At 55.6% G+C, this 18,965-nt stretch carries 18 protein-coding genes; 12 read left to right on the forward strand and 6 right to left on the reverse strand.

The window, feature by feature from the left end; genetic code table 11:
• Together recJ and AC9UEO_RS02760 are read right to left on the reverse strand one after the other, a co-directional pair.
• Entirely contained in the window at window positions 1–1,716 is a 1,716-nt protein-coding gene (gene recJ / locus AC9UEO_RS02755; RefSeq protein WP_509529531.1) for a single-stranded-DNA-specific exonuclease RecJ, read from the reverse strand.
• Window positions 1,713–2,675, reverse strand: coding sequence for a hypothetical protein (locus AC9UEO_RS02760; RefSeq protein ID WP_509529534.1), 963 nt, complete (start codon window positions 2,673–2,675; stop codon window positions 1,713–1,715). Before AC9UEO_RS02760 ends, recJ begins: the two co-directional genes overlap by 4 nt.
• 35 nt (window positions 2,676–2,710) lie before the next feature.
• On the opposite strand from AC9UEO_RS02760, the gene AC9UEO_RS02765 reads away from it, so the two are divergent.
• From AC9UEO_RS02765 to AC9UEO_RS02815, 11 genes are all read left to right on the forward strand, one after another.
• Window positions 2,711–3,976, forward strand: coding sequence for a lipoprotein-releasing ABC transporter permease subunit (locus AC9UEO_RS02765; protein ID WP_509529537.1), 1,266 nt, complete (start codon window positions 2,711–2,713; stop codon window positions 3,974–3,976).
• On the forward strand, window positions 3,969–4,643 hold the full coding sequence (gene lolD / locus AC9UEO_RS02770) for a lipoprotein-releasing ABC transporter ATP-binding protein LolD (protein WP_509529538.1): 675 nt from the start codon (window positions 3,969–3,971) through the stop codon (window positions 4,641–4,643). The genes AC9UEO_RS02765 and lolD overlap by 8 nt, the downstream gene beginning before the upstream one ends.
• A gap of 86 nt (window positions 4,644–4,729) precedes the next feature.
• On the forward strand, window positions 4,730–5,536 hold the full coding sequence (locus AC9UEO_RS02775) for a TatD family hydrolase (protein WP_509529540.1): 807 nt from the start codon (window positions 4,730–4,732) through the stop codon (window positions 5,534–5,536).
• An 88-nt stretch (window positions 5,537–5,624) separates the two neighbouring features.
• Window positions 5,625–6,374 (forward strand): spermine/spermidine synthase domain-containing protein, encoded by a 750-nt coding sequence (locus tag AC9UEO_RS02780; RefSeq protein ID WP_509529542.1) that lies wholly within the window; start codon window positions 5,625–5,627, stop codon window positions 6,372–6,374.
• Between the two features lie 37 nt (window positions 6,375–6,411).
• Window positions 6,412–6,906, forward strand: coding sequence for a tripartite tricarboxylate transporter TctB family protein (locus tag AC9UEO_RS02785; protein WP_509529544.1), 495 nt, complete (start codon window positions 6,412–6,414; stop codon window positions 6,904–6,906).
• An 11-nt stretch (window positions 6,907–6,917) separates the two neighbouring features.
• Window positions 6,918–8,429: a tripartite tricarboxylate transporter permease gene (locus tag AC9UEO_RS02790; RefSeq protein ID WP_509529546.1), complete on the forward strand. Its 1,512-nt coding sequence runs from the start codon at window positions 6,918–6,920 to the stop codon at window positions 8,427–8,429.
• Window positions 8,430–8,434: 5 nt separating this feature from the next.
• Window positions 8,435–9,724, forward strand: a complete 1,290-nt coding sequence (locus AC9UEO_RS02795) for a DUF3422 family protein (RefSeq protein ID WP_509529548.1) — start codon at window positions 8,435–8,437, stop codon at window positions 9,722–9,724.
• Window positions 9,721–11,343: a gamma-glutamyltransferase family protein gene (locus AC9UEO_RS02800; RefSeq protein ID WP_509529550.1), complete on the forward strand. Its 1,623-nt coding sequence runs from the start codon at window positions 9,721–9,723 to the stop codon at window positions 11,341–11,343. The genes AC9UEO_RS02795 and AC9UEO_RS02800 overlap by 4 nt, the downstream gene beginning before the upstream one ends.
• Before the next feature lie 21 nt (window positions 11,344–11,364).
• Window positions 11,365–12,273, forward strand: a complete 909-nt coding sequence (locus AC9UEO_RS02805) for a DMT family transporter (protein ID WP_509529552.1) — start codon at window positions 11,365–11,367, stop codon at window positions 12,271–12,273.
• Window positions 12,273–13,067, forward strand: a complete 795-nt coding sequence (locus AC9UEO_RS02810; RefSeq protein ID WP_509529555.1) for an SDR family oxidoreductase — start codon at window positions 12,273–12,275, stop codon at window positions 13,065–13,067. Before AC9UEO_RS02805 ends, AC9UEO_RS02810 begins: the two co-directional genes overlap by 1 nt.
• The gene (locus AC9UEO_RS02815) at window positions 13,067–13,867 is read left to right on the forward strand and encodes a 2OG-Fe(II) oxygenase (protein ID WP_509529557.1); all 801 of its coding nucleotides are present in this window, start codon (window positions 13,067–13,069) and stop codon (window positions 13,865–13,867) included. The genes AC9UEO_RS02810 and AC9UEO_RS02815 overlap by 1 nt, the downstream gene beginning before the upstream one ends.
• On the opposite strand, the gene AC9UEO_RS02820 is transcribed toward AC9UEO_RS02815, so the two are convergent.
• From AC9UEO_RS02820 to AC9UEO_RS02830, 3 genes are all read right to left on the reverse strand, one after another.
• Window positions 13,857–15,710: a response regulator gene (locus AC9UEO_RS02820; RefSeq protein WP_509529559.1), complete on the reverse strand. Its 1,854-nt coding sequence runs from the start codon at window positions 15,708–15,710 to the stop codon at window positions 13,857–13,859. The genes AC9UEO_RS02815 and AC9UEO_RS02820 overlap by 11 nt on opposite strands.
• A 9-nt stretch (window positions 15,711–15,719) precedes the next feature.
• Complete coding sequence (locus tag AC9UEO_RS02825; protein WP_509529562.1) at window positions 15,720–16,241, reverse strand: putative pterin-binding protein; 522 nt, start codon at window positions 16,239–16,241, stop codon at window positions 15,720–15,722.
• A 178-nt stretch (window positions 16,242–16,419) separates the two neighbouring features.
• A complete protein-coding gene (locus AC9UEO_RS02830; RefSeq protein ID WP_509529564.1) occupies window positions 16,420–17,361 on the reverse strand; it encodes a DMT family transporter in 942 nt (313 codons plus the stop codon).
• An 83-nt stretch (window positions 17,362–17,444) separates the two neighbouring features.
• Between AC9UEO_RS02830 and AC9UEO_RS02835 the strand changes: the two genes are divergently transcribed.
• The gene (locus AC9UEO_RS02835) at window positions 17,445–18,428 is read left to right on the forward strand and encodes a quinone oxidoreductase family protein (protein ID WP_509529566.1); all 984 of its coding nucleotides are present in this window, start codon (window positions 17,445–17,447) and stop codon (window positions 18,426–18,428) included.
• 25 nt (window positions 18,429–18,453) lie between these two features.
• On the opposite strand, the gene lspA is transcribed toward AC9UEO_RS02835, so the two are convergent.
• On the reverse strand, window positions 18,454–18,960 hold the full coding sequence (gene lspA / locus AC9UEO_RS02840; RefSeq protein WP_509529569.1) for a signal peptidase II: 507 nt from the start codon (window positions 18,958–18,960) through the stop codon (window positions 18,454–18,456).
• Window positions 18,961–18,965: the final 5 nt, after the last annotated feature.

Consider the following 18,965-nt stretch of genomic DNA (forward strand, 5'->3'; position numbering starts at 1 on the left):
CTAATTGTAGAAGGGCAGCATGGCTTCAATCTGCAACTGCAGTTTTTCCATGCCTTGCCAACTGTTGATGTCGAGGCGGTAGGCCACGGTGGCTTGCACCGGTAAGCCCTCGGTGCGACCAAACCAGATCGCATCCACCTGCTGCCCGTGTAACTGAAGCTTGAGCGACAAATGTTTTTCGCCGACGATTTTTTGGCTCAGCACATTCACCGTATCTTGGAATACAGGCTGAGCAAAGCCTTGCCCCCAGACCTGCGCTTGCAGGTGCTTGACCATATCGGGTCGCAGATAAGCAGGGGGCAAACTGCCATCAGTGGCCAAGGTTTGCGCCAAGGTGGCAGCGTCCAACCATTGGGTAGCGATGTCTTGCAAAGCCAACTCGAAGGTGGCCAAGTCGTCTTCTAGCAAAGTGCAACCTGCGGCCATGGCGTGACCACCAAAACGCAGCAGCAAATTCGGGTGGCGTTTGGCGATGGCATCAAGCGCATCGCGCAAATGAAAACCAGCGATGGAGCGTCCGGAGCCTTTGAGCACCGCTTGGCCCTGTGACTGGCTGCTGGCAAACACAAAGCAGGGGCGGTAGTGCAAGTCCTTTAAGCGACCGGCAATGATGCCCACCACGCCCTCGTGAAAATCTTCGTCATACACACACAGGGCGGCGGGGGCTGCTTCCTCGCTGTCCATCAACGACTCGGCGAGCAGCAGCGCTTGTTCGCGCATACCGCCCTCCATGGAACGGCGTTCACGGTTGATGGTGTCGAGCTGAAGCGCCAGTCGCCAAGCCAATTCGGTGTCGTCGGTGCGCAAGCACTCGATCCCCAGTGTCATGTCAGATAAGCGGCCCGCGGCGTTGATGCGCGGCCCAATCGCAAAGCCCATGTCTTGGCTGCTGGCTTGGGTAGCGTCACGTGCGGCCACTTTGAACAAGGCGGCCAGTCCAGCGGGCATTTGGCCTTTGCGCATTCGCAGCAAGCCTTGGGACACCAAGCGGCGATTGTTGGCGTCTAGGGAGACCACATCGGCCACCGTACCCAAAGCCACCAAGGGCAGCAAACCGTCGAGTTTGGGCTCGGTGTCTTTGCTGAAGATGCCGCGCAAGCGCATCTCAGCTCGCAAGGCCAGCAACACATAGAACATCACGCCCACACCTGCCATGCTTTTGCTCTCGAAGCTGCAGCTAGGTTGGTTGGGGTTGACCAAGGCATGGGGCGTGGGCAACTCGCTGCCCGGCAAATGGTGGTCGGTGATGAGAACTTGCATACCTAAGCGCTTGGCTTCATCCACACCCGTGACGCTGGCGATGCCGTTGTCCACGGTGATCAAGACCTGTGCGCCACTGGCGTGAACGCGTTGGGCGATTTCAGGTGTCAAACCATAGCCATCGACCACACGGTCTGGCACGATGAAACTAAGGTTTTTTGCACCTAAAAGCGTGAGGCCACGCAAGGCCAGCGCACAGGCGGTGGCGCCGTCACAGTCGTAGTCGGCCACGATGCACAAATGCAGTTGCTTTGCGATGGCGTCGGCCAACAATTGTGCGGCGGCATCAATGCCTTTGAGGTTAGTGGGCAGCAGCAGTTGACCCAGGCTGGCGTCCATTTGCTTGGCGTCATGCACACCCCGCGCTGCATACAAACGCGCCAGCAGAGGATGCACACCGCTTTGCTCTAAGGCCCACACGCTGCGCGGTGGGACATCGCGAACCTGAAGTTTCATCGCAGCAAGTCCGAAAGTTTGGGTGTACGCAGCCTGTTTTTCAGCTGGTCAAGCCAGCTTTGCGGTTGTACTTGCAGCCACACACCTCGCGTGGGGTCACACAGAAGCACCTGTTCACGTCTTGCAAGTGCAGGGGCAATGGTTTCTTGCAGCACAGCCTTGAAAGCTGGCACAAACACCTCGGGGTTTTGGCTCAGCCAAGCCTCCCGCAAGTTTTGGTGCATCACGATGTATTGCTGGACGGTTGGCGTATTCGCCGTGGGTAGCTCGCCAGTGCCGCTAAACCAAATTGAGTTCAAGGCCACAGCGCGGTGGTCGTTGACAGCGTGGGTATAAAACAGCATTTGCATCTCATTTTGCAAGCGGCGTAACAGGCGCTCTGCGTCTGTTTGGGCGGCGATGCTGCTGGGCTGCAGCCAATGGTCGATGCGTTGCCCGTTGACGCGGTCCAAGGACACGCTGCTCAAGTGTTTGAACACGCTGGCGTGTGCCAACCAACGGCCAAGGCTGTAGGGATGCAGTTGGATCCCATCTTGCGTTAAAAACGGCTGCATGGCTTGGCGCAAAGCGTCTGATTCATTAGCGGTGATGGGGGTGGGCACACTCAAATTCACCTGTCCTTGGCTGATGTGCCAGTTGACCGCGTCGATGAAAGCCCAGCCGTGTTCGGTGGGGCAATTCAACCCTTGCGCGTGTGCGGCGAAAGCGGCCAAGGGTATTTGACCATCCTTGACATCCCAGCCCAAGGCCTGCGCCCAAGCCATTTCATGGCAGGCACTCATCGCACCGTCAGGCACGGCGGTGGTTTTCATGCGCTGTGCTTGACGCCAAATGTCTGACGCTGTCTGCGCAGATGTCTCGTTTAAAGCCTGTTGCCAATAGTCAAACTCTGGGTGGTCTACGGCCAAGCCTGCAGGCAAGGAAAAAGCCACAATGGTCAAGGGAGAAGCAACGGTCATATGGGGGATTGTGCAAGATGCCACAATCTGCCTGCATGAATCTTTCTAGACTTCCTTTTGAGTTACGGGTGGGTTGGCGCTACACCCGTTCTGGCCGCGCGGCGCGGCGCAACCGATTCATCTCTTTTATTTCCTCTGTGTCCATGCTGGGCATTGCCTTGGGTGTGGCCGCGCTCATCATTGTGTTGAGCGTGATGAACGGTTTCCAAAAAGAGGTTCGTGACCGAATGTTGGGCGTGTTGTCGCATGTGGAGGTGTTGGCCTACAGCAGTGCTTCGCTGCAAGACCCGCAAGCTTTGCAGCTGAGGCTGGCGCAGCACACGCAAGTCATCGCCAGTGCGCCTTTTGTGTTGTCGCAAGGTTTACTTGCGCAAGGCGAGGACATGCGCGGCGCGGTGGTGCGAGGCATCGATCCCAGCCAAGAGGTGTTGGTCACGGATGCGGTGGCCTTGATGCCGCGAGAGGTGTTGAACCAATTGCAAGCCGGTGGCTTTGGTGTGATTTTGGGCAGCGAATTGGCTCGGGCTTTAGGTGTGAAGGTGGGGGAGCACATCACCTTGGTGGCTCCTGGTGGGCAAGTCACCCCTGCCGGCGTGGTGCCACGCTTGAAACAACTGACCGTGGTGGGCTTGCTCGACTCGGGTCACTATGAATACGACGCGTCTTTGGCCTTGCTGCACATCGAAGACGCACAGCGGATTTTCCGTTTGGAGGGGCCCAACGGCATACGTGTGAAATTGAAAGATGCGCAGCTGGCGCGGCAAGTGGCGGCAGAACTCTCGCCCGTTTTGGGTGACGATGTGATGGTGCGCGACTGGACCCGTGCCAACCGCACTTGGTTTGCGGCGGTGCAAATTGAAAAACGCATGATGTTCATCATCTTGACCCTGATCGTGGCTGTGGCGGCTTTCAACTTGGTTAGCACCTTGGTGATGACGGTCACCGACAAGCGGGCCGACATCGCTATCTTGCGCACCTTGGGCGCGAGCCCCGCCAGCATCATGGGCATTTTCGTGGTGCAAGGGGCCTTGGTGGGGGTGATTGGTACTTTGTCTGGCTTGGGCTTGGGGCTGTTGGTGGCATTCAATATTGGCAGCATCGTGCCGGCCATTGAAAAAGCTTTGGGCGCGAGCTTTTTGCCTAAAGACATTTACCTCATCAGCCGCATGCCCAGCGACCCGCAGTGGGCCGACATCGGTCCGGTGGTCATCATCGCTTTGGTGTTGGCCTTGGTGGCCACGCTCTACCCCAGTTGGCGAGCCAGTCGCATCGATCCCGCGGAGGCATTGCGCCATGAATAAGCCGGTATTGCAAGCCCAAGGCTTGGGTCGTCGTTTCCATGAGGGCGTCATCGATGTGACCGTGTTGCAGGGCATTGAATTGCAAGTCCACGCTGGTGAAACCTTGGCGGTGGTCGGCACCTCGGGTTCAGGCAAAAGTACTTTGCTGCATTTGTTGGGCGGCTTGGACACCCCCACCACGGGGCAAGTGCATTTGCTTAACCACGCCCTAGCAGGTTTGGATGCCACTGCACTTGGGCGTTTGCGTAACCAGCACTTGGGTTTCATATACCAGTTTCACCATTTGCTGCCCGAGTTCAGCGCTTTGGACAATGTGGCCATGCCCTTGTGGATAAGGCGTATGTCCACAGAAGAGGCGGCCGTGAAGGCGCAGGCCATGCTTGAAGCAGTGGGTCTGGCCGATCGCTTGCACCACACACCCAGCGAGTTGTCGGGCGGCGAACGCCAACGCGTGGCGATTGCCCGTGCCTTGGTGACCCAACCCGCTTGTGTACTGGCCGATGAACCCACGGGCAACCTTGATCGCGCCACCGCCGACAGCGTGTTTGCCTTGATGCTGCAGTTAGCACGGCAACAAGGCACGGCGTTTGTGGTGGTTACCCATGATGAGCGCTTGGCGGCGCTTTGCGACAGGCAACTGCGTTTGGTGGCGGGGCGCTTGGTCTAGCCTGCGGCACGCACCTACACAAGGATTGCTTCGCCGCCTTGCTCCTCGCAATGAGGGCTTATCGCTATGCCCGCGACAATCTCCCCATGACCTGGATCGACAGCCACTGCCACCTCGATGCGCCTGAATTTGCGCCTGACCGAGATGCGGTGCGCCTTGCTGCTAAGCACGCAGGGGTTGGAACCTGCGTTATTCCTGCGGTGCAGGCGGCGAACTTTGAGGCGGTGCGTCTTCTCGCCCATCTGCATGACGATGTTTATGCGCTGGGCATCCACCCGCTTTACACCCCACAAGCCAGTGATGCTGACCTGCAAACTTTGAGTGATGCGTTACAACAGCACATAAGTGACTCGCGCTTGGTGGCTGTAGGTGAAATCGGCTTGGACGGATTTGTGCCGGGTTTGGACATGGCTCGGCAACAACAGTTTTACAAAGCGCAGCTCAAGCTCGCGCAAGAGCATGGTCTGCCGATCATCTTGCATGTGCGGCGCAGTGCTGATTTGCTGCTCAAAGGCTTGCGCCAAACGCCAGTCAAGGGCGGCATCGCCCATGCTTTTAACGGCAGTTTGCAGCAAGCTCAGCAGTTCATCGCCATGGGCTTCAAACTGGGTTTTGGCGGTGCTTTGACGTTTGAAAGGGCCAATCAACTGCGCCTGTTGGCGACCCAATTGCCGCTGTCTGCCTTGGTGCTGGAGACCGATGCGCCCGACATCCCGCCGCATTGGTTGTATGTGGCTGCACAGGAGCGTGCCCAAGGTGTGCCGCAGGGGCGCAATACCCCCGGCCAAATTCCAACCATCGCCCAAGTGCTGGCCGATCTGCGTGGCATCAGCTTGGAAGAGCTGCAGCAAGCTACGACCGCCAATGTGAAGGCGGCGTTGGGACTGCTTTAGCCAGTTAGCGAAAGTACAAGCGAGCCTACTGCGCTCGCCTTGAGATTGCTTTGCTTCGCTCGCAATGACGAGCGGCGACAATCCCCCCATGGCCACCCCTTTCTTACCGCAAGTCAATATCTCCGAGCATGGCAAGGTGCGCTATTTGCATTTGGGCTCTGTATGGGTGCAAGGTTCCATGGAGACCAGTAAACCCAACGCCATCCATTTGGACTATGTGCAGCGCATGCAAGCGTGGTTGTTGTTTGTCGAGCCTGATGCTGTAAATCAACTTCATGCCATGCAGTTGGGCTTGGGTGCTGCGGCGCTCACCAAAAACTGCCACAAGGTGCTGGGCATGCAAACCACTGCCATCGAACTCAACCCGCAAGTCATTGGTGCTTGCCGCAGCTGGTTTGCGCTGTCTCCCGATGATGACAAGTTGTCGGTGGTGTTGGGCGACGCCGCCGAGGTGGTAGCGCACACTTACTGGCGCGGGCAGATCGACGTATTGCATGTGGACCTGTACGACCATGAGGCGGCTGCGCCGGTGCTGGACGACGCTGACTTTTACACCCAATGCCGCCAATTGCTGACCGCCCAAGGCTGTCTGGTGGTGAATTTGTTTGGCCGTTCCTCCAGTTTCGACAAAAGCTTGGCGCACATCACCCAAGCCTTTGGCGAGCAAGCGGTGTGGGCTTTCAAGCCCACCAAAGAGGGCAATACCGTGGTGCTGGCGCAGGCTCAAGTGCTGCGCCCTGATCGAGCGCTTTTGCAAACCAGGGCTGAGGCGATACAAGCACGATTTGCACTGCCAGCACCGCTGTGGCTCAAGGTTCTCAAGCCGGTAGCGGTTTAGGTGACAATCCACTCTCTTCTTTGCCAAGGTTCGTATTGTGTCGATCAAAAGTGAAAAAGACTTTGCTTCAGGCGTGATGTTCATTGCCATCGGTGGTGGTTTTGCATGGGCCAGCGCGTCCTCATACACCATTGGCTCTGCCAGTCAGATGGGGCCTGGCTATTTCCCCTTGGTATTGGGCCTGATTTTGTCCCTGCTGGGCGCGTTCATTTTGTTCTTTTCCTTGGTGGTTGAAACCCCTGATGGCGGCAAAATAGGCGACTTCGCTTGGCGGCCCTTGCTCTGCATTTTGGGTGCCAATTTGGCCTTCGGTGCATTGCTCGGCGGTGTAACAAGCATTGGTTTGCCCTCCATGGGCTTGGTGGTGGCGACCTTGGCGCTGACAGTGATTGCGGCCATGGCGGACGAAACATCCTTCCAAATTCGTAATGTGCTGGTGCTTTCCACCATTTTGGCCGCCGGCAGTTATGGCCTTTTCATTGCATTGCTGGGCTTGGCCATGCCAGTATGGCCAGCGTTCTTGGCTGTGTAGACAGGACACCTATGGATTTGCTTGCTAACTTAGCCACTGGTTTTGCGGTTGCAGCCACCCCCATCAACTTGCTCTATGCCTTGGTGGGTTGCTTGCTTGGTACTTTGATCGGCGTCTTGCCCGGCATTGGTCCCGTGGCGACCATCGCCATGTTGTTGCCTGCCACCTATGCCTTGCCCCCTGTGTCGGCCTTGATCATGTTGGCCGGCATTTACTACGGTGCGCAATACGGCGGCTCGACCACCGCCATACTGGTCAACCTCCCTGGCGAGTCGTCCTCGGTGGTCACCACGCTAGACGGCTACCAAATGGCCAGACAAGGCCGCGCCGGTCCGGCCTTGGCCGCAGCAGGTTTGGGTTCGTTTTTTGCAGGCTGTGTCGGCACTTTGTTGTTAGCAGCATTTGCCGCGCCCTTGACCGAGATGGCGTTTGCCTTTGGTCCCGCTGAATACTGCGCTTTGATGGTATTGGGCTTGGTGGGTGCGGTGGTTTTGGCTTCGGGGTCCTTGCTCAAAGCCATTGCCATGATTATTTTGGGTTTGTTGCTGGGCTTGGTGGGTACCGATGTCAACTCAGGTTTGGCGCGCTTCACCATGGACACCCCCGAGTTGGCCGACGGCATTGGCTTTGTAGCGGTGGCCATGGGCGTGTTTGGTTACGGTGAAATCATCACCAACCTGGCCAAATCGGGCGAAGATCGCGAAGTCTTCACAGCCAAAGTGCAAGGCCTCATGCCTACCCGTGAAGACTTTCGCCAAATGATGCCATCGGTACTGCGCGGCACCGCCTTGGGTTCGGTGTTGGGCGTATTGCCAGGTGGCGGCGCAGTCTTGGCCTCCTTTGCCGCTTACACGCTAGAGAAAAAAATCAAGCTCAAAGCAGGTGAGGTACCGTTGGGGCAAGGCAATATCCGCGGCGTTGCTGCGCCTGAAGCCGCTAACAACGCCGGTGCGCAAACCTCTTTCATTCCTTTGCTCACCTTAGGCATTCCGCCTAACGCGGTGATGGCGCTGATGGTAGGTGCCATGACCATTCACAACATTCAGCCTGGCCCGCAGGTGATGACAGTCAACCCCGAGTTGTTTTGGGGTTTGATTGCTTCCATGTGGATTGGCAACCTGATGCTGATTGTGTTGAACCTGCCCATGATTGGGATTTGGATCAAACTGTTAACCGTTCCCTACCACTATCTGTTTCCGGCCATCGTGCTGTTTTGCGCGATTGGGGTGTACACCACCAACAACGCCACGTTTGACATTGCGCTGGTAGCCGCTTTTGGTTTGGCGGGCTATCTTTTTCATAAGCTCGGTTGTGAGCCTGCGCCTTTGTTATTGGGTTTTGTGCTGGGTCCGATGATGGAAGAGTATTTGAAACGTGCTTTGAAGTTGGCGCGCGGCGATTGGTCGGTGTTCATCACCCGCCCCCTGTCTGCAGCCTTGTTATTGGCAGCCTTGGTTTTGGTGGTCATGGTCTTATTGCCGGCAGTGAAGTCTAAACGTGAAGAAGCCTTTGTCGAAGACTGATGCGCATGTTGGTTAACGAACATCCTTTGCGCCGTGCACTGCACAACGAGGTGCATGCTCGCCCGCCCGAGCCCATGATCGCGCCCTTGGCCATCAGCCATGTGGTGATGCTGGCCGATGCCGATGCACGTCAAGCCAGCCGCGAACACTTGGCGGCCTTGTTGCGCGACCACCATTTGCCAGTGCCAGATGAACAAGCCAACCATTTGCGGGTAGACATGGGGTCATGGCGTCTGCGCTGGGAATTGCACACCGAGTTCGTTACTTGGACCTTCATGGCAGACGCACCCATGGGCCTGCCCAAAGGCGAAGACTACGACTTGGCCATGCGCCGTTTGCCACAAGCGTGGTTGAAAGCTTTGCCGGGCGAATGCTTGGCGCATATCCAGCTTTGGGCCAAGCTCACCGAGGACTTGTCAGACCGCGACGAGCTTCACCAGCAATTTCGCGAAGACAGCTTGGTGGCTTGCCAGCTGGCCGAAGGCTCGGCAACTTTGCACACCGATTTTCAAATCGACCCTAGTGGTTGCTCGCGCATGTTGTTGCGTGTGGGCAAACTTACCCAGCGGCGCTTGGGTCGTTTGGTGCAGCGTTTGCTAGAGATCGAAACCTACCGCATGATGGCGTTGCTGGGCTTGCCAATTGCGCGCAGTGCCGTCCCTCCCTTGGCCGCTGCCGAGCAAGAGTTGGCCGATTTGGCGCAAGCCATTCGCAGCGCCAGCCACGACCAAGAGGCCGAGTTGCTCGACCGACTGACCCGTTTGGCAGGGCAAGTTGAGGGTCTGTACGCCTCACAGCATTCACGCTTTTCTGCCAGCAAGGCTTACTTCGAGTTGGTGGACCGACGCATCAAAGACATACGCGAAACACGTTTGCCAGGTTTTCAATCGGTGGGCGAGTTCATGGAGCGACGCCTAAGCCCCGCCCGCAGCACCTGTGACTGGGTGGCCAAGCGTCAAACCGCGTTGTCCGAGCGGGTTTCACGCATGAGCAATTTGCTGCGAACGCGGGTTGACTTTCAGCAAGAGCAAAGCAGTCAAGCGTTGCTGACCGCGATGAACAAACGCCAAGGTATGCAACTGAAATTGCAAACCACGGTGGAAGGTTTGTCGGTGGCGGCTATCACTTACTACATCGCCGGTTTGGTGCACTACATGGCCGAAGGCATGCAAGCCAAGGGCTGGATTCCAAACCCCTCTATCGCCACCGCCGTGGCCGTGCCGTTTATTGCTTTGGTGATCTGGTGGATCACCCGTCGTTTGCATTACAAAGTTCTTAAAACCGAAAAATCATGACCTTTAACTTTTCCAATCCCTACACCAGCACCCGTCTTCCTGTATTCGCTCGCAACATCGTTTCCACCTCTCACCCTTTGGCCGCCCAAGCGGGCTTGCGTATCTTGTGGCAAGGCGGCAATGCGGTGGACGCCGCCATTGCGGCGGCTGCGGTTCTCACTATCGTCGAGCCTGTCAGTTGCGGTTTGGGGTCTGACGCTTTTTGCATTTTGTGGGACGGCAAAGCCCTGCATGGTTTGAATGCCTCTGGGCGAGCGCCGCAAGCTTGGACGCCCGACTATTTTCAAAATAAATACGGCCTTGATGCGATGCAACCCCCTAAGCGCGGCATCGATTCGGTGACCGTACCAGGAGCCGTAGCCAGTTGGGTGGCGATGAGCGAGCGTTTTGGCAAATTGCCTTTTGCCGATTTGATGCAGTCAGCCATCGAGATCGCCGAGCGTGGCTATTTGCTGAGTGTGGTGGTGCAAGAGAAATGGGCTGCACCGGTGGAGGAGTTGCGGGTTCAGCCAGGCTTTACAGAGCATTTCCTGCCCAGGGGGCGTGCCCCTCAGGTGGGCGAGTTGTTCCAGTTTCCGGCTGCTGCTCGGGGCTTACGCGCCATTGCCAACAGCAAGGGTCAAGCGTTTTACGGCGGTGAAATTGCCCATGCCTTGGAGAAGTTCTCCAAGGCACATGGCGGCAGCTTAAAGGCCAGCGACTTTGCCGCATACAAAGCCGATTGGGTCACACCGATTGCGCAAAACTACCGTGGCCACACCCTGCATGAAATCCCTCCCAATGGGCAAGGCATTGCTGCACTCATTACCTTGGGTATTTTGGGTAACTTTGATTTGGCCGCCTTAACCCTTGATGGCGTGGATTCGCAGCATCTGCAAATCGAGGCCATGAAATTGGCGTTTGCCGATGTGTACCGCTATGTGGCCGATGAAGCCAGCATGGAAGTCACGGCCCAACAGATGTTAGACCCCGCTTACTTGAAGCAACGCGCTGGCCTGATTGACATGAAAAAGGCGCAAGACTTCAAAGCGGGCAACCCTGCCAAGGGCGGCACAATTTACCTCACTGCTGCGGATGAAAACGGCATGATGGTCAGCTTCATCCAAAGCAATTACATGGGCTTTGGCTCGGGTTGTGTCGAGCCTGAGTTTGGTGTCAGCTTGCAAAACCGAGGACATGCTTTTGCGGTTCGCGCAGGTGGGCACAACCCCGCCAATTTGGTGGCACCTGGCAAGCGGCCCTTCCACACCATCATTCCGGCTTTCCTCACCAAGGATGGCCAACCGGTGATGAGCTACGGCGTGATGGGCGCCAATATGCAACCCCAAGGCCATGTGCAAACCTTGGTGCGTATGCTGGACTACCAGCAGAACCCGCAAACGGCATGTGATGCGCCGCGTTGGCGCTACAACGAAGGCTTGGTCATCAATGTCGAGTCGGCAATGGACCCGCAAACCGTCAAAGGTTTGCAAGCCTTGGGTCATCAAATGGAAGTCATTAACGACAGCTACCAAGACTTTGGCTCGGGCCAGTTCATTTGGCGCATGGGCGACCCTAGAGTTCAAGGTTATGTGGCTGCCAGCGATTCCCGCCGCGATGGGTTGGTCGCGGGTTTTTAGGTTTTGACTAACTCTACAGCGATGGCGACACCTCGCCTGTCGCCCCATGCCAGCGGTGTGCTGTTGGCGCTGGCGGGTGCCATCACGTTCAGCGGCAAGGCCATCATTGTCAAACTCTCTTACCGCTATGGCGTGGATGCTGTCACCGTCATCATGGTGCGAATGCTGTGGTCGCTGCCCATGTTTGTGGCGCTGGCATGGTGGGCTTCACGAGGTACCCATGCCAAAGAAAACCCTTTGCAGTGGCGTGACGCGCCCATCATCATTGTCTTGGGTGTGCTGGGTTACTACTTGGCCAGTTTTTTGGATTTTTTAGGTTTGCAATACATCACAGCCAGCTTGGAGCGGTTGATTTTGTATTTGAACCCCACCTTGGTGCTGCTCTTGAGTGCCTTGCTTTACAAGCGCCGTGTTCGCCCCATCCGCGCCTTGGCTATGGCGGTCAGTTACGCGGGTGTGCTGTTGGTGTTTGGCCATGAGGTAAGTTTGGCAGGTCCCGATGCGGTGACGGGTGCCTTGTTTGTGTTGGCCAGCGCCTTGAGCTATGCCTTGTATTTGATGTTCAGCGGTGAGGTGGTCAATCGCTTGGGCTCGATACGTTTGGTGGGTTGGGCCTCATCGGTAGCGTGTGTGTGTTGTTTGGCACAATTTGCCTTGCTGCGGCCGCTCAATACCGTGATACCGGTGGAGGTGTGGTGGTGGGGTTTGCTCAATGCCACGGCTTGTACAGTGGCTCCTGTGTTGATGGTGATGTTGGCGATCGAGCGCATAGGTGCTGCGCTCACCTCGCAAACTGGCATGATTGGCCCCCTGTCGACACTGGCCTTGGGTGTGTGGGTGTTGGGTGAGCCCCTGAATGCGTGGATTGGTCTGGGTACCGTGTTGGTGCTTGGTGGTGTGTATCTGGCTTCTCGTTATGGAGATAAATAATGGATTTAGGAATCAAAGGTAAATGGGCTTTGGTGGGTGGTGCCAGCAAGGGTTTGGGCTTGGGTTGCGCCACTGCGCTAGCGCAAAACGGGGTGAATGTGGTGATGGTGTCGCGTGGCGCTGATGCCTTGCAAGCCTCCGCTGACAAACTGCGTTTGCTGGGCGTGACTGTGTTGACAGTTGCCCAAGACATCACCACCGAAGCAGGGCGTGCAGCTATTTGGTCGGTGGCTGGTGGACCCGGCAAAAACTACGACATCGTGGTGACCAATGCGGGTGGCCCTCCGCCTGGCGACTTTCGTGAGTGGGACCGCGAAGCTTGGATCAAAGCGGTCGACGCCAATATGCTCACACCCATCGAACTCATCAAAGCCACGGTGGATGGCATGGCCTCTCGTGGCTTTGGTCGCATCGTCAACATCACGTCCAGCGCGGTCAAGGCACCTATCGATATTTTGGGTTTGTCCAATGGCGCTCGCAGTGGCTTGACGGGTTTTGTGGCGGGTCTGTCGCGCACCACTGCTTTGGCTGGCAACAATGTCACCATCAACAGCTTATTGCCTGGTGCGTTTGACACCGATCGCTTGAAAACCACGCTGGCGGGTGCCGCAACCAAAACGGGTCAAAGTATCGAAGCTTTGGCCGAAGCCCGTAAAAAAATGGCACCTGCTCAGCGCTTTGGTCACCCCGATGAGTTTGGCCAAACCTGCGCGTTTTTGTGTAGCCAACATGCAGGCTTTATCACCGGTCAAAACATTTTGATCGACGGCGGAGCCTTTCCAGGAACGCACTGATGTTGGCAAGTCCTGTGCACAGCCCCGTGGACGGTTCGCTGTGGCCTGCCCATCGTGCAGTAGCGCATCTGCCTGGCTCCTTGCCCATGGGTGGCGTGGTGCCCATGACGCCGGTGTACGCGTTTGAGGCCTCTCCTGAACCTTTACGTTTAGGCGCAGCACCTGACACACCCGCCCAACGACGCGATATTGATCTGGGCGGCCTGTTGGCGTTTGCTATCGACCCCGTTGTCACGGCAGTTGAAGCTGACGCCATTGTCACGGCCAGCGAGCGCATGGGCTTTCGCGAGGAAGCCCCTGGCATCGCCACGCCGCCGGGTATGCGCATGAACAAATCGGTGCATTGGGTAGCTGATGAAGAGTTGCTTGGCCCTATGTTCGAGCGCATCGGCCATTTGCTGCCGCCCATATTGCAAGGCGAGGTGTTGTTCTGCGCGTTGAGCCGGCGCATCAATATGTACCGCTACGACGATCAAGATGTCTTCAATTTGCACACCGATGGCGCTTGGCCTGGCTACAGCCTGAGCGACGACCGCCAACAGATGCTGGAATGGCCTTCACACATCCGTTCTGGTTTGACCATGCTGCTGTACCTCAACGGCCCAGAGGACGGGGTGCAAGGGGGTAATACACGTTTATTCCGACCCGATGGCACCTGGGTCGATGTGTCGCCTCGCAAGGGTTCGGCTTTGTTTTTCCGCCATGGTTTTGGCATGGACTCGGTGCGTCACATAGGTTGCCAAGTCAGCGGCGAGGTGTCTAAATATGTCGCTCGCATTAACGTGATGTTCACAGGCTGAGGCTGTGTGCCTGTTCTCGTTTGGACAGCACATGCAGTTGTAAAGTGCTTTGCAATTCCTGAGGCTGAACCGGTTTAGGAATAAAGGCATTTACCCCAACAGTCGCTGCACTGTCACGTGCTTCCTTGTACACGTCTGCGCTCAACACAATCACAGGTATTTGAGATTTTTCACTTGGTAGGGCGCGTATTCTGCGGGTGGCCGTTAAGCCATCCATCACGGGCATATGGATGTCCATCAATACCACGTCAAAGTCCGTTTCTTGCAAAGCTTGCAAGGCCAATTCACCGTTGTCACAAAAGGTCGCGGTATGGCCCATGCGTTGCAGTAAAAATGCTAAAAATTTCTGATTCACTGGGTGATCATCAGCGACCAGTATCCGCAGGCTGATGTCATTTGAAGCTGAGAGGTAGTCTTCACTGGGAGGCAAAACTTCGGTGATGGCAGGCGTGTGCTTTACCAGGGGTAGCTTCACCCGAAATGTCGAACCTTGCCCCAGCTGACTTTGGACCTCGATTTCGCCATTCAACATACGTGCCAGCCCTAGGGAAATTTCAAGCCCAAGGCCTGCACCAGAGAAGCGGCGGGATAAACCGGAATCGACTTGGTAGAAGCGCTGGAACAATTTGCTCAGTGATTCGGTGTTCAGCCCGATACCAGTGTCTGTCACCGCAAATTCAAAAAACTGCTGCCCTGAGGGGTTGGCGGATGTCTGAAATTGCAGACTGACCTGGCCTTTATCGGTGAACTTGATGGCGTTATTCAACAAATTAAGCAAGATCTGGCGCAAGCGAGTGCCATCAGATTTGACCCAAAAAGCCGCTGTCGGTAAATCGTGAAGTGCAAAGTCAAGTTCTTTTTGAATTGCCATCGGCAGCATGATGGCGTGCACATCTAGCATGATGCTTCGCAAATCCACCTCTTCAGCTTGGATGTTCATCTTGCCCGACTCAAGTGCAGACGCATCCAAAATATCGTTGAGCAGCTTCAAGAAATGTCCAGCAGAATTATTGACCGTGTGGATCAGATCGGCTTGCTGCGGGCTCAGGGGCGTTGTCGCCAGCACATTCAAAATACCCACGATGCCATTGAATGGCGTGCGCAACTCGTGGCTCATATTGGCCAAGAAGAGGCTTTTGCCACGACTAGCAGATTCAGCAGCTTGCTGAGCCTGTCGCAACTGATTGTTCAAATTGGTGAGTGCAAGCTTTTCTTGCTGCTGCTTACGGTGACGTGACAAAAGACCTATGGCCGTGGCCATCAGAAATACCAATTGAGCCAAGGTAATCGATGTGATTTGGCGGTTCTGCACAATCAGTTCGGCGTATTGATCCTCCATCAGCATTGAAGCCATCAGGTCTGCCGAGGTGCCCAAAGAATGGGTTTGTGCAGAGAAATCGGCCATGTCCTGAAGCAGTCGACGCAATTCGCTAGAACGGCTGTCTGATCGGTTGAGTTCTTGTTTAGCTCGTTGAACAAATTCGTTGATCTGTGCAACGCTATCGACGTTGTCTGGATTTTTGAATATGAAAGCAGCACCCGGGGACTCGCGAATAACGTCTACTTTGCTTTCCAGCAAGTCCAGATGTATGAGCAATTCATCCTTTGGCAGGGGAATAGTTTTATACAAATGCATCTCCAATGCGTGTTGGAGTCGCAAAAATTCGCGGTCAAGTAAAAAAGCAGGTGCTGTTTGAGAGTCAACCCTTAGGTTGCTTTGCGCAATCAGGGCCTGCCTTTGTATCAACTCGAAAGTCAACAGCAAAACCATAGCCACAGCGATCGCTGCAGTTACCACAAACAGCCGTATGCTGTAAGTCCATGTATTCAGGTTTTTCAACATATAAGGTATTTATTCGACGATCAGTGCCTTGAGTTGCCAAACTGATCGCTGGTAATACACCACAGCTTGTAATTCCTTTTTGCTGTCGTAAGGGTAGACGATGAACAGCGGCCCCTTGTTTTTGGGAGTCAGTTGTTCGCCATTGATCGAGTGCGCCAAGATGACATCAAAATTCATCACGTCATTCAAAGGAAATTTGGATTTGTAGTTGTCTAGCGCCACGGCATTCAGAGTTTTGCCCTTGAGTTGGGCGTTGGCCAAAACATCGCGAACCAAGGGTCCGGTGAAAGTGACAGGTTCTTTAAACCAAGGGGTGTGGGTGGTGAAGGTGTGTTGTGGAAGTTTTTTCAAGCTCGCTAAATCAAGCTCGGCCACCAAGCGTTGCGGTTGTTTGCGGTCAGCGGTTTGATGAAATAATTTCAATACATTGTCTTGTGGCGAGGGTATTGGGGCCTGTGCCAGCAAGCCCAGCGAGGTATGCCATAGCGCCATGGCAAATCCCAACTTAAAACACATTCTTTTGAATTGCATAAATTTTCCTTTTTAATTAAAAAAGCAAGTTAATTCACTTTTTAAAGGATGTTATGTCAATAAATAGGGTTACAAAAGTGGCAAAGTCGTAAAAATTTAAAATAAAAGTTTATTGAATCTTAAAAGTTTATTTTTATCATTTAAATGAGTACTTTTAGTTATATCCAATTCCCAACACTTACTGGTTTGTCCGCGAAGAGACCACAATGCCGCCCGCAATCAAGACAAACGCCACACCGTGGTAAGTGTGCGGAGCGTCGCCCAGCAAAACAGTGGACATGACCGCCGCAAACAAGGGTGTCAGGTTGGCAAAAAAACTGGCGATATTGGGCCCCACACGCTGAATCCCTAAGCCCCAGCTGCGGTAGGCCAACAAGGCCGGCCCCAAGGCCACATACAACAGTGCAGCAGCCAGTGGCCAGCCCCATTCAATCTGCGGGTTACTGCTGTAGTGCCATTCCAAAGCGGTACAGACGCCACACCACAGCAAACCAAACACCATTTGTGCCATTAAAAAATTTACCCAGTTGCTGCGAATCTCAGGAGGGTCTTTGGGTTGAGACAGCAACCAGCTATAGAGCGCCCAACACAGCACAGCGATCAATACATACACATCGCCAATCACCCATTCAACCCGCAGCAAGGTTTGCCAGTCGCCACGCCCCAGTACGCACAGCACACCAGCGATGGACATGGCTGCCCCCAGCAATTGCCGCGGTGTGATGTGCTGCTTGAACCACACCGCGCCCATGGCCAGCATGAACACGGGAACGCTCGAAGCCACGAGCGTGACATTGATGGGGGTGGAGGTGTGCAGGGCCAAATACTGAAAGCTGTTGTAGCAACCCACGCCCAACAAGCTGAGCACCGCGTAGCGCCGCCAGTGCGGCCACAAGGGACTGCTGGGCAAGAGTAAGCGCCATCCCCACGGCAAAAGCAGCAAAAAAGCCAGTAGCCAGCGGAAAAAATTCAAGGTGATGGGCGGCACCATGTCGGCCACCACGCGGCCCAAAATGGAATTGCCCGCCCATACCAAGGGCGGCAGCAGTAACAAGCCGATGGTGGCGGGGGTCAAAAGCGAGGCAGCGGCGGGGGTGGGGGCGGAGGTGTTGTCAGACATGCGGGTGACACTCTAACCCACAGCCTGTCAATTTCATGGCAGGATGTGGGTTTTCTTTTCGTATTTGCCCCTAGGAGATCCGCATGAGCAAAGCCATTCATTTCAACAAACCCGGTGGCCCTGAAGAGCTGCACCTCGTTGATGTAACTGTAGGAGAGACAGGCCCTGGTGAAATTCGCATACGCCACAAAGCTGTGGGTTTGAACTTCATTGATGTTTACCACCGCACGGGCTTGTATCCCCTGGAGATGCCCCATGGTTTGGGCATGGAAGCTTCGGGCGTGGTCGAGGCCGTGGGTGCAGGCGTGACGCATTTGAAGGCTGGCGACCGCGCGGCCTATGCCAGCGCGCCTCCTGGAAGTTACTGCGAAGCGCGGGTAATGCCCGCCAAAAACGTCTGCAAACTGCCTAACAACATCGATTTCGACACGGGTGCGGCCATGATGCTCAAAGGCTTGACGGTGCAGTATTTGCTCAAGCGCACCTTGCCCCAAGCCGGTTTGCAAGCGGGTGACCCCATCTTGTTCCATGCAGCTGCGGGGGGCGTTGGCCTCATTGCCTGCCAATGGGCCAAAGCCTTGGGTTACCAGCTCATTGGCACGGCGGGTAGCGATGAAAAATGCGCCTTGGCCAAAGCCAACGGTGCCGCCCATGTCATCAACTACGCCAAAGAAGATTTCGAAGCCCGTGTGAAAGAGATCACGGGTGGAAAAGGCGTGAAGGTGGTCTACGACTCGGTGGGCAAAGACACTTGGGAGAAGTCGCTCAATTGTTTGTCGCCGTTTGGTTTAATGGCCAGTTTCGGCAACGCCTCGGGACCTGTGGCGCCTTTTGCGCCTGGCGTATTGGGTGCCAAGGGCTCGATTTACATGACCCGACAAACCTTGTTCACGCATATTGCCACCCGCGAAGTCAATCAGCAAATGGCCGACGATTTATTCGAGGTGGTGGGCAGTGGCAAGGTGAAAATCCACATCGATCAGCGCTACCCCTTGGCCGATGCGGCGCAAGCGCACCGCGATTTGGAAGCCCGCAAGACCACGGGTTGTACGATTTTGACGGTGTAATTTCAGAGAGGGTTTGCAGATGCGTTCAGCTTTTGCGGACCCTGATCAATTCATCCAAGATCAAACAAACCGCGCCCACACTGATGGCGCTGTCGGCGACATTGAAAGCGGGAAAGTGGCCTTGAAAAAACACGGGCGACAACCAATCCCAGTGAAAGTCAAGGAAGTCGATCACATGGCCGTACAGCAAGCGGTCGATGACATTGCCCACCGCGCCGCCCAACACCAAGGCCAGCGCAAAGCAAAACAGTTTTTGCGTGGGGTGGCTGCGCAGCAGCCAAAGAATGAAAAGCGTGGCCGCCACGCCTATGCCAGTGAAGAACCAGCGCTGCCAGCCTGAAGCGCTGGAGAGCATGGAAAACGCCGCGCCGCTGTTGTGCACCCGCACCAAGTTAAAAAAAGTGGTGACCGCTTGGCTGTCGCCTAACGCAAAGCTTTCCACAATGAGTAACTTGGTGAACTGATCAGCCAGCAACAAAGCCAAGGCAATGCCCAACCACAGCAGCAGGGACGGGGAAGACGGTTTGGCCATGGACC

This window comes from Limnohabitans sp., from assembly GCF_040401495.1.
Classification (GTDB): Bacteria; Pseudomonadota; Gammaproteobacteria; order Burkholderiales; family Burkholderiaceae_C; genus Limnohabitans.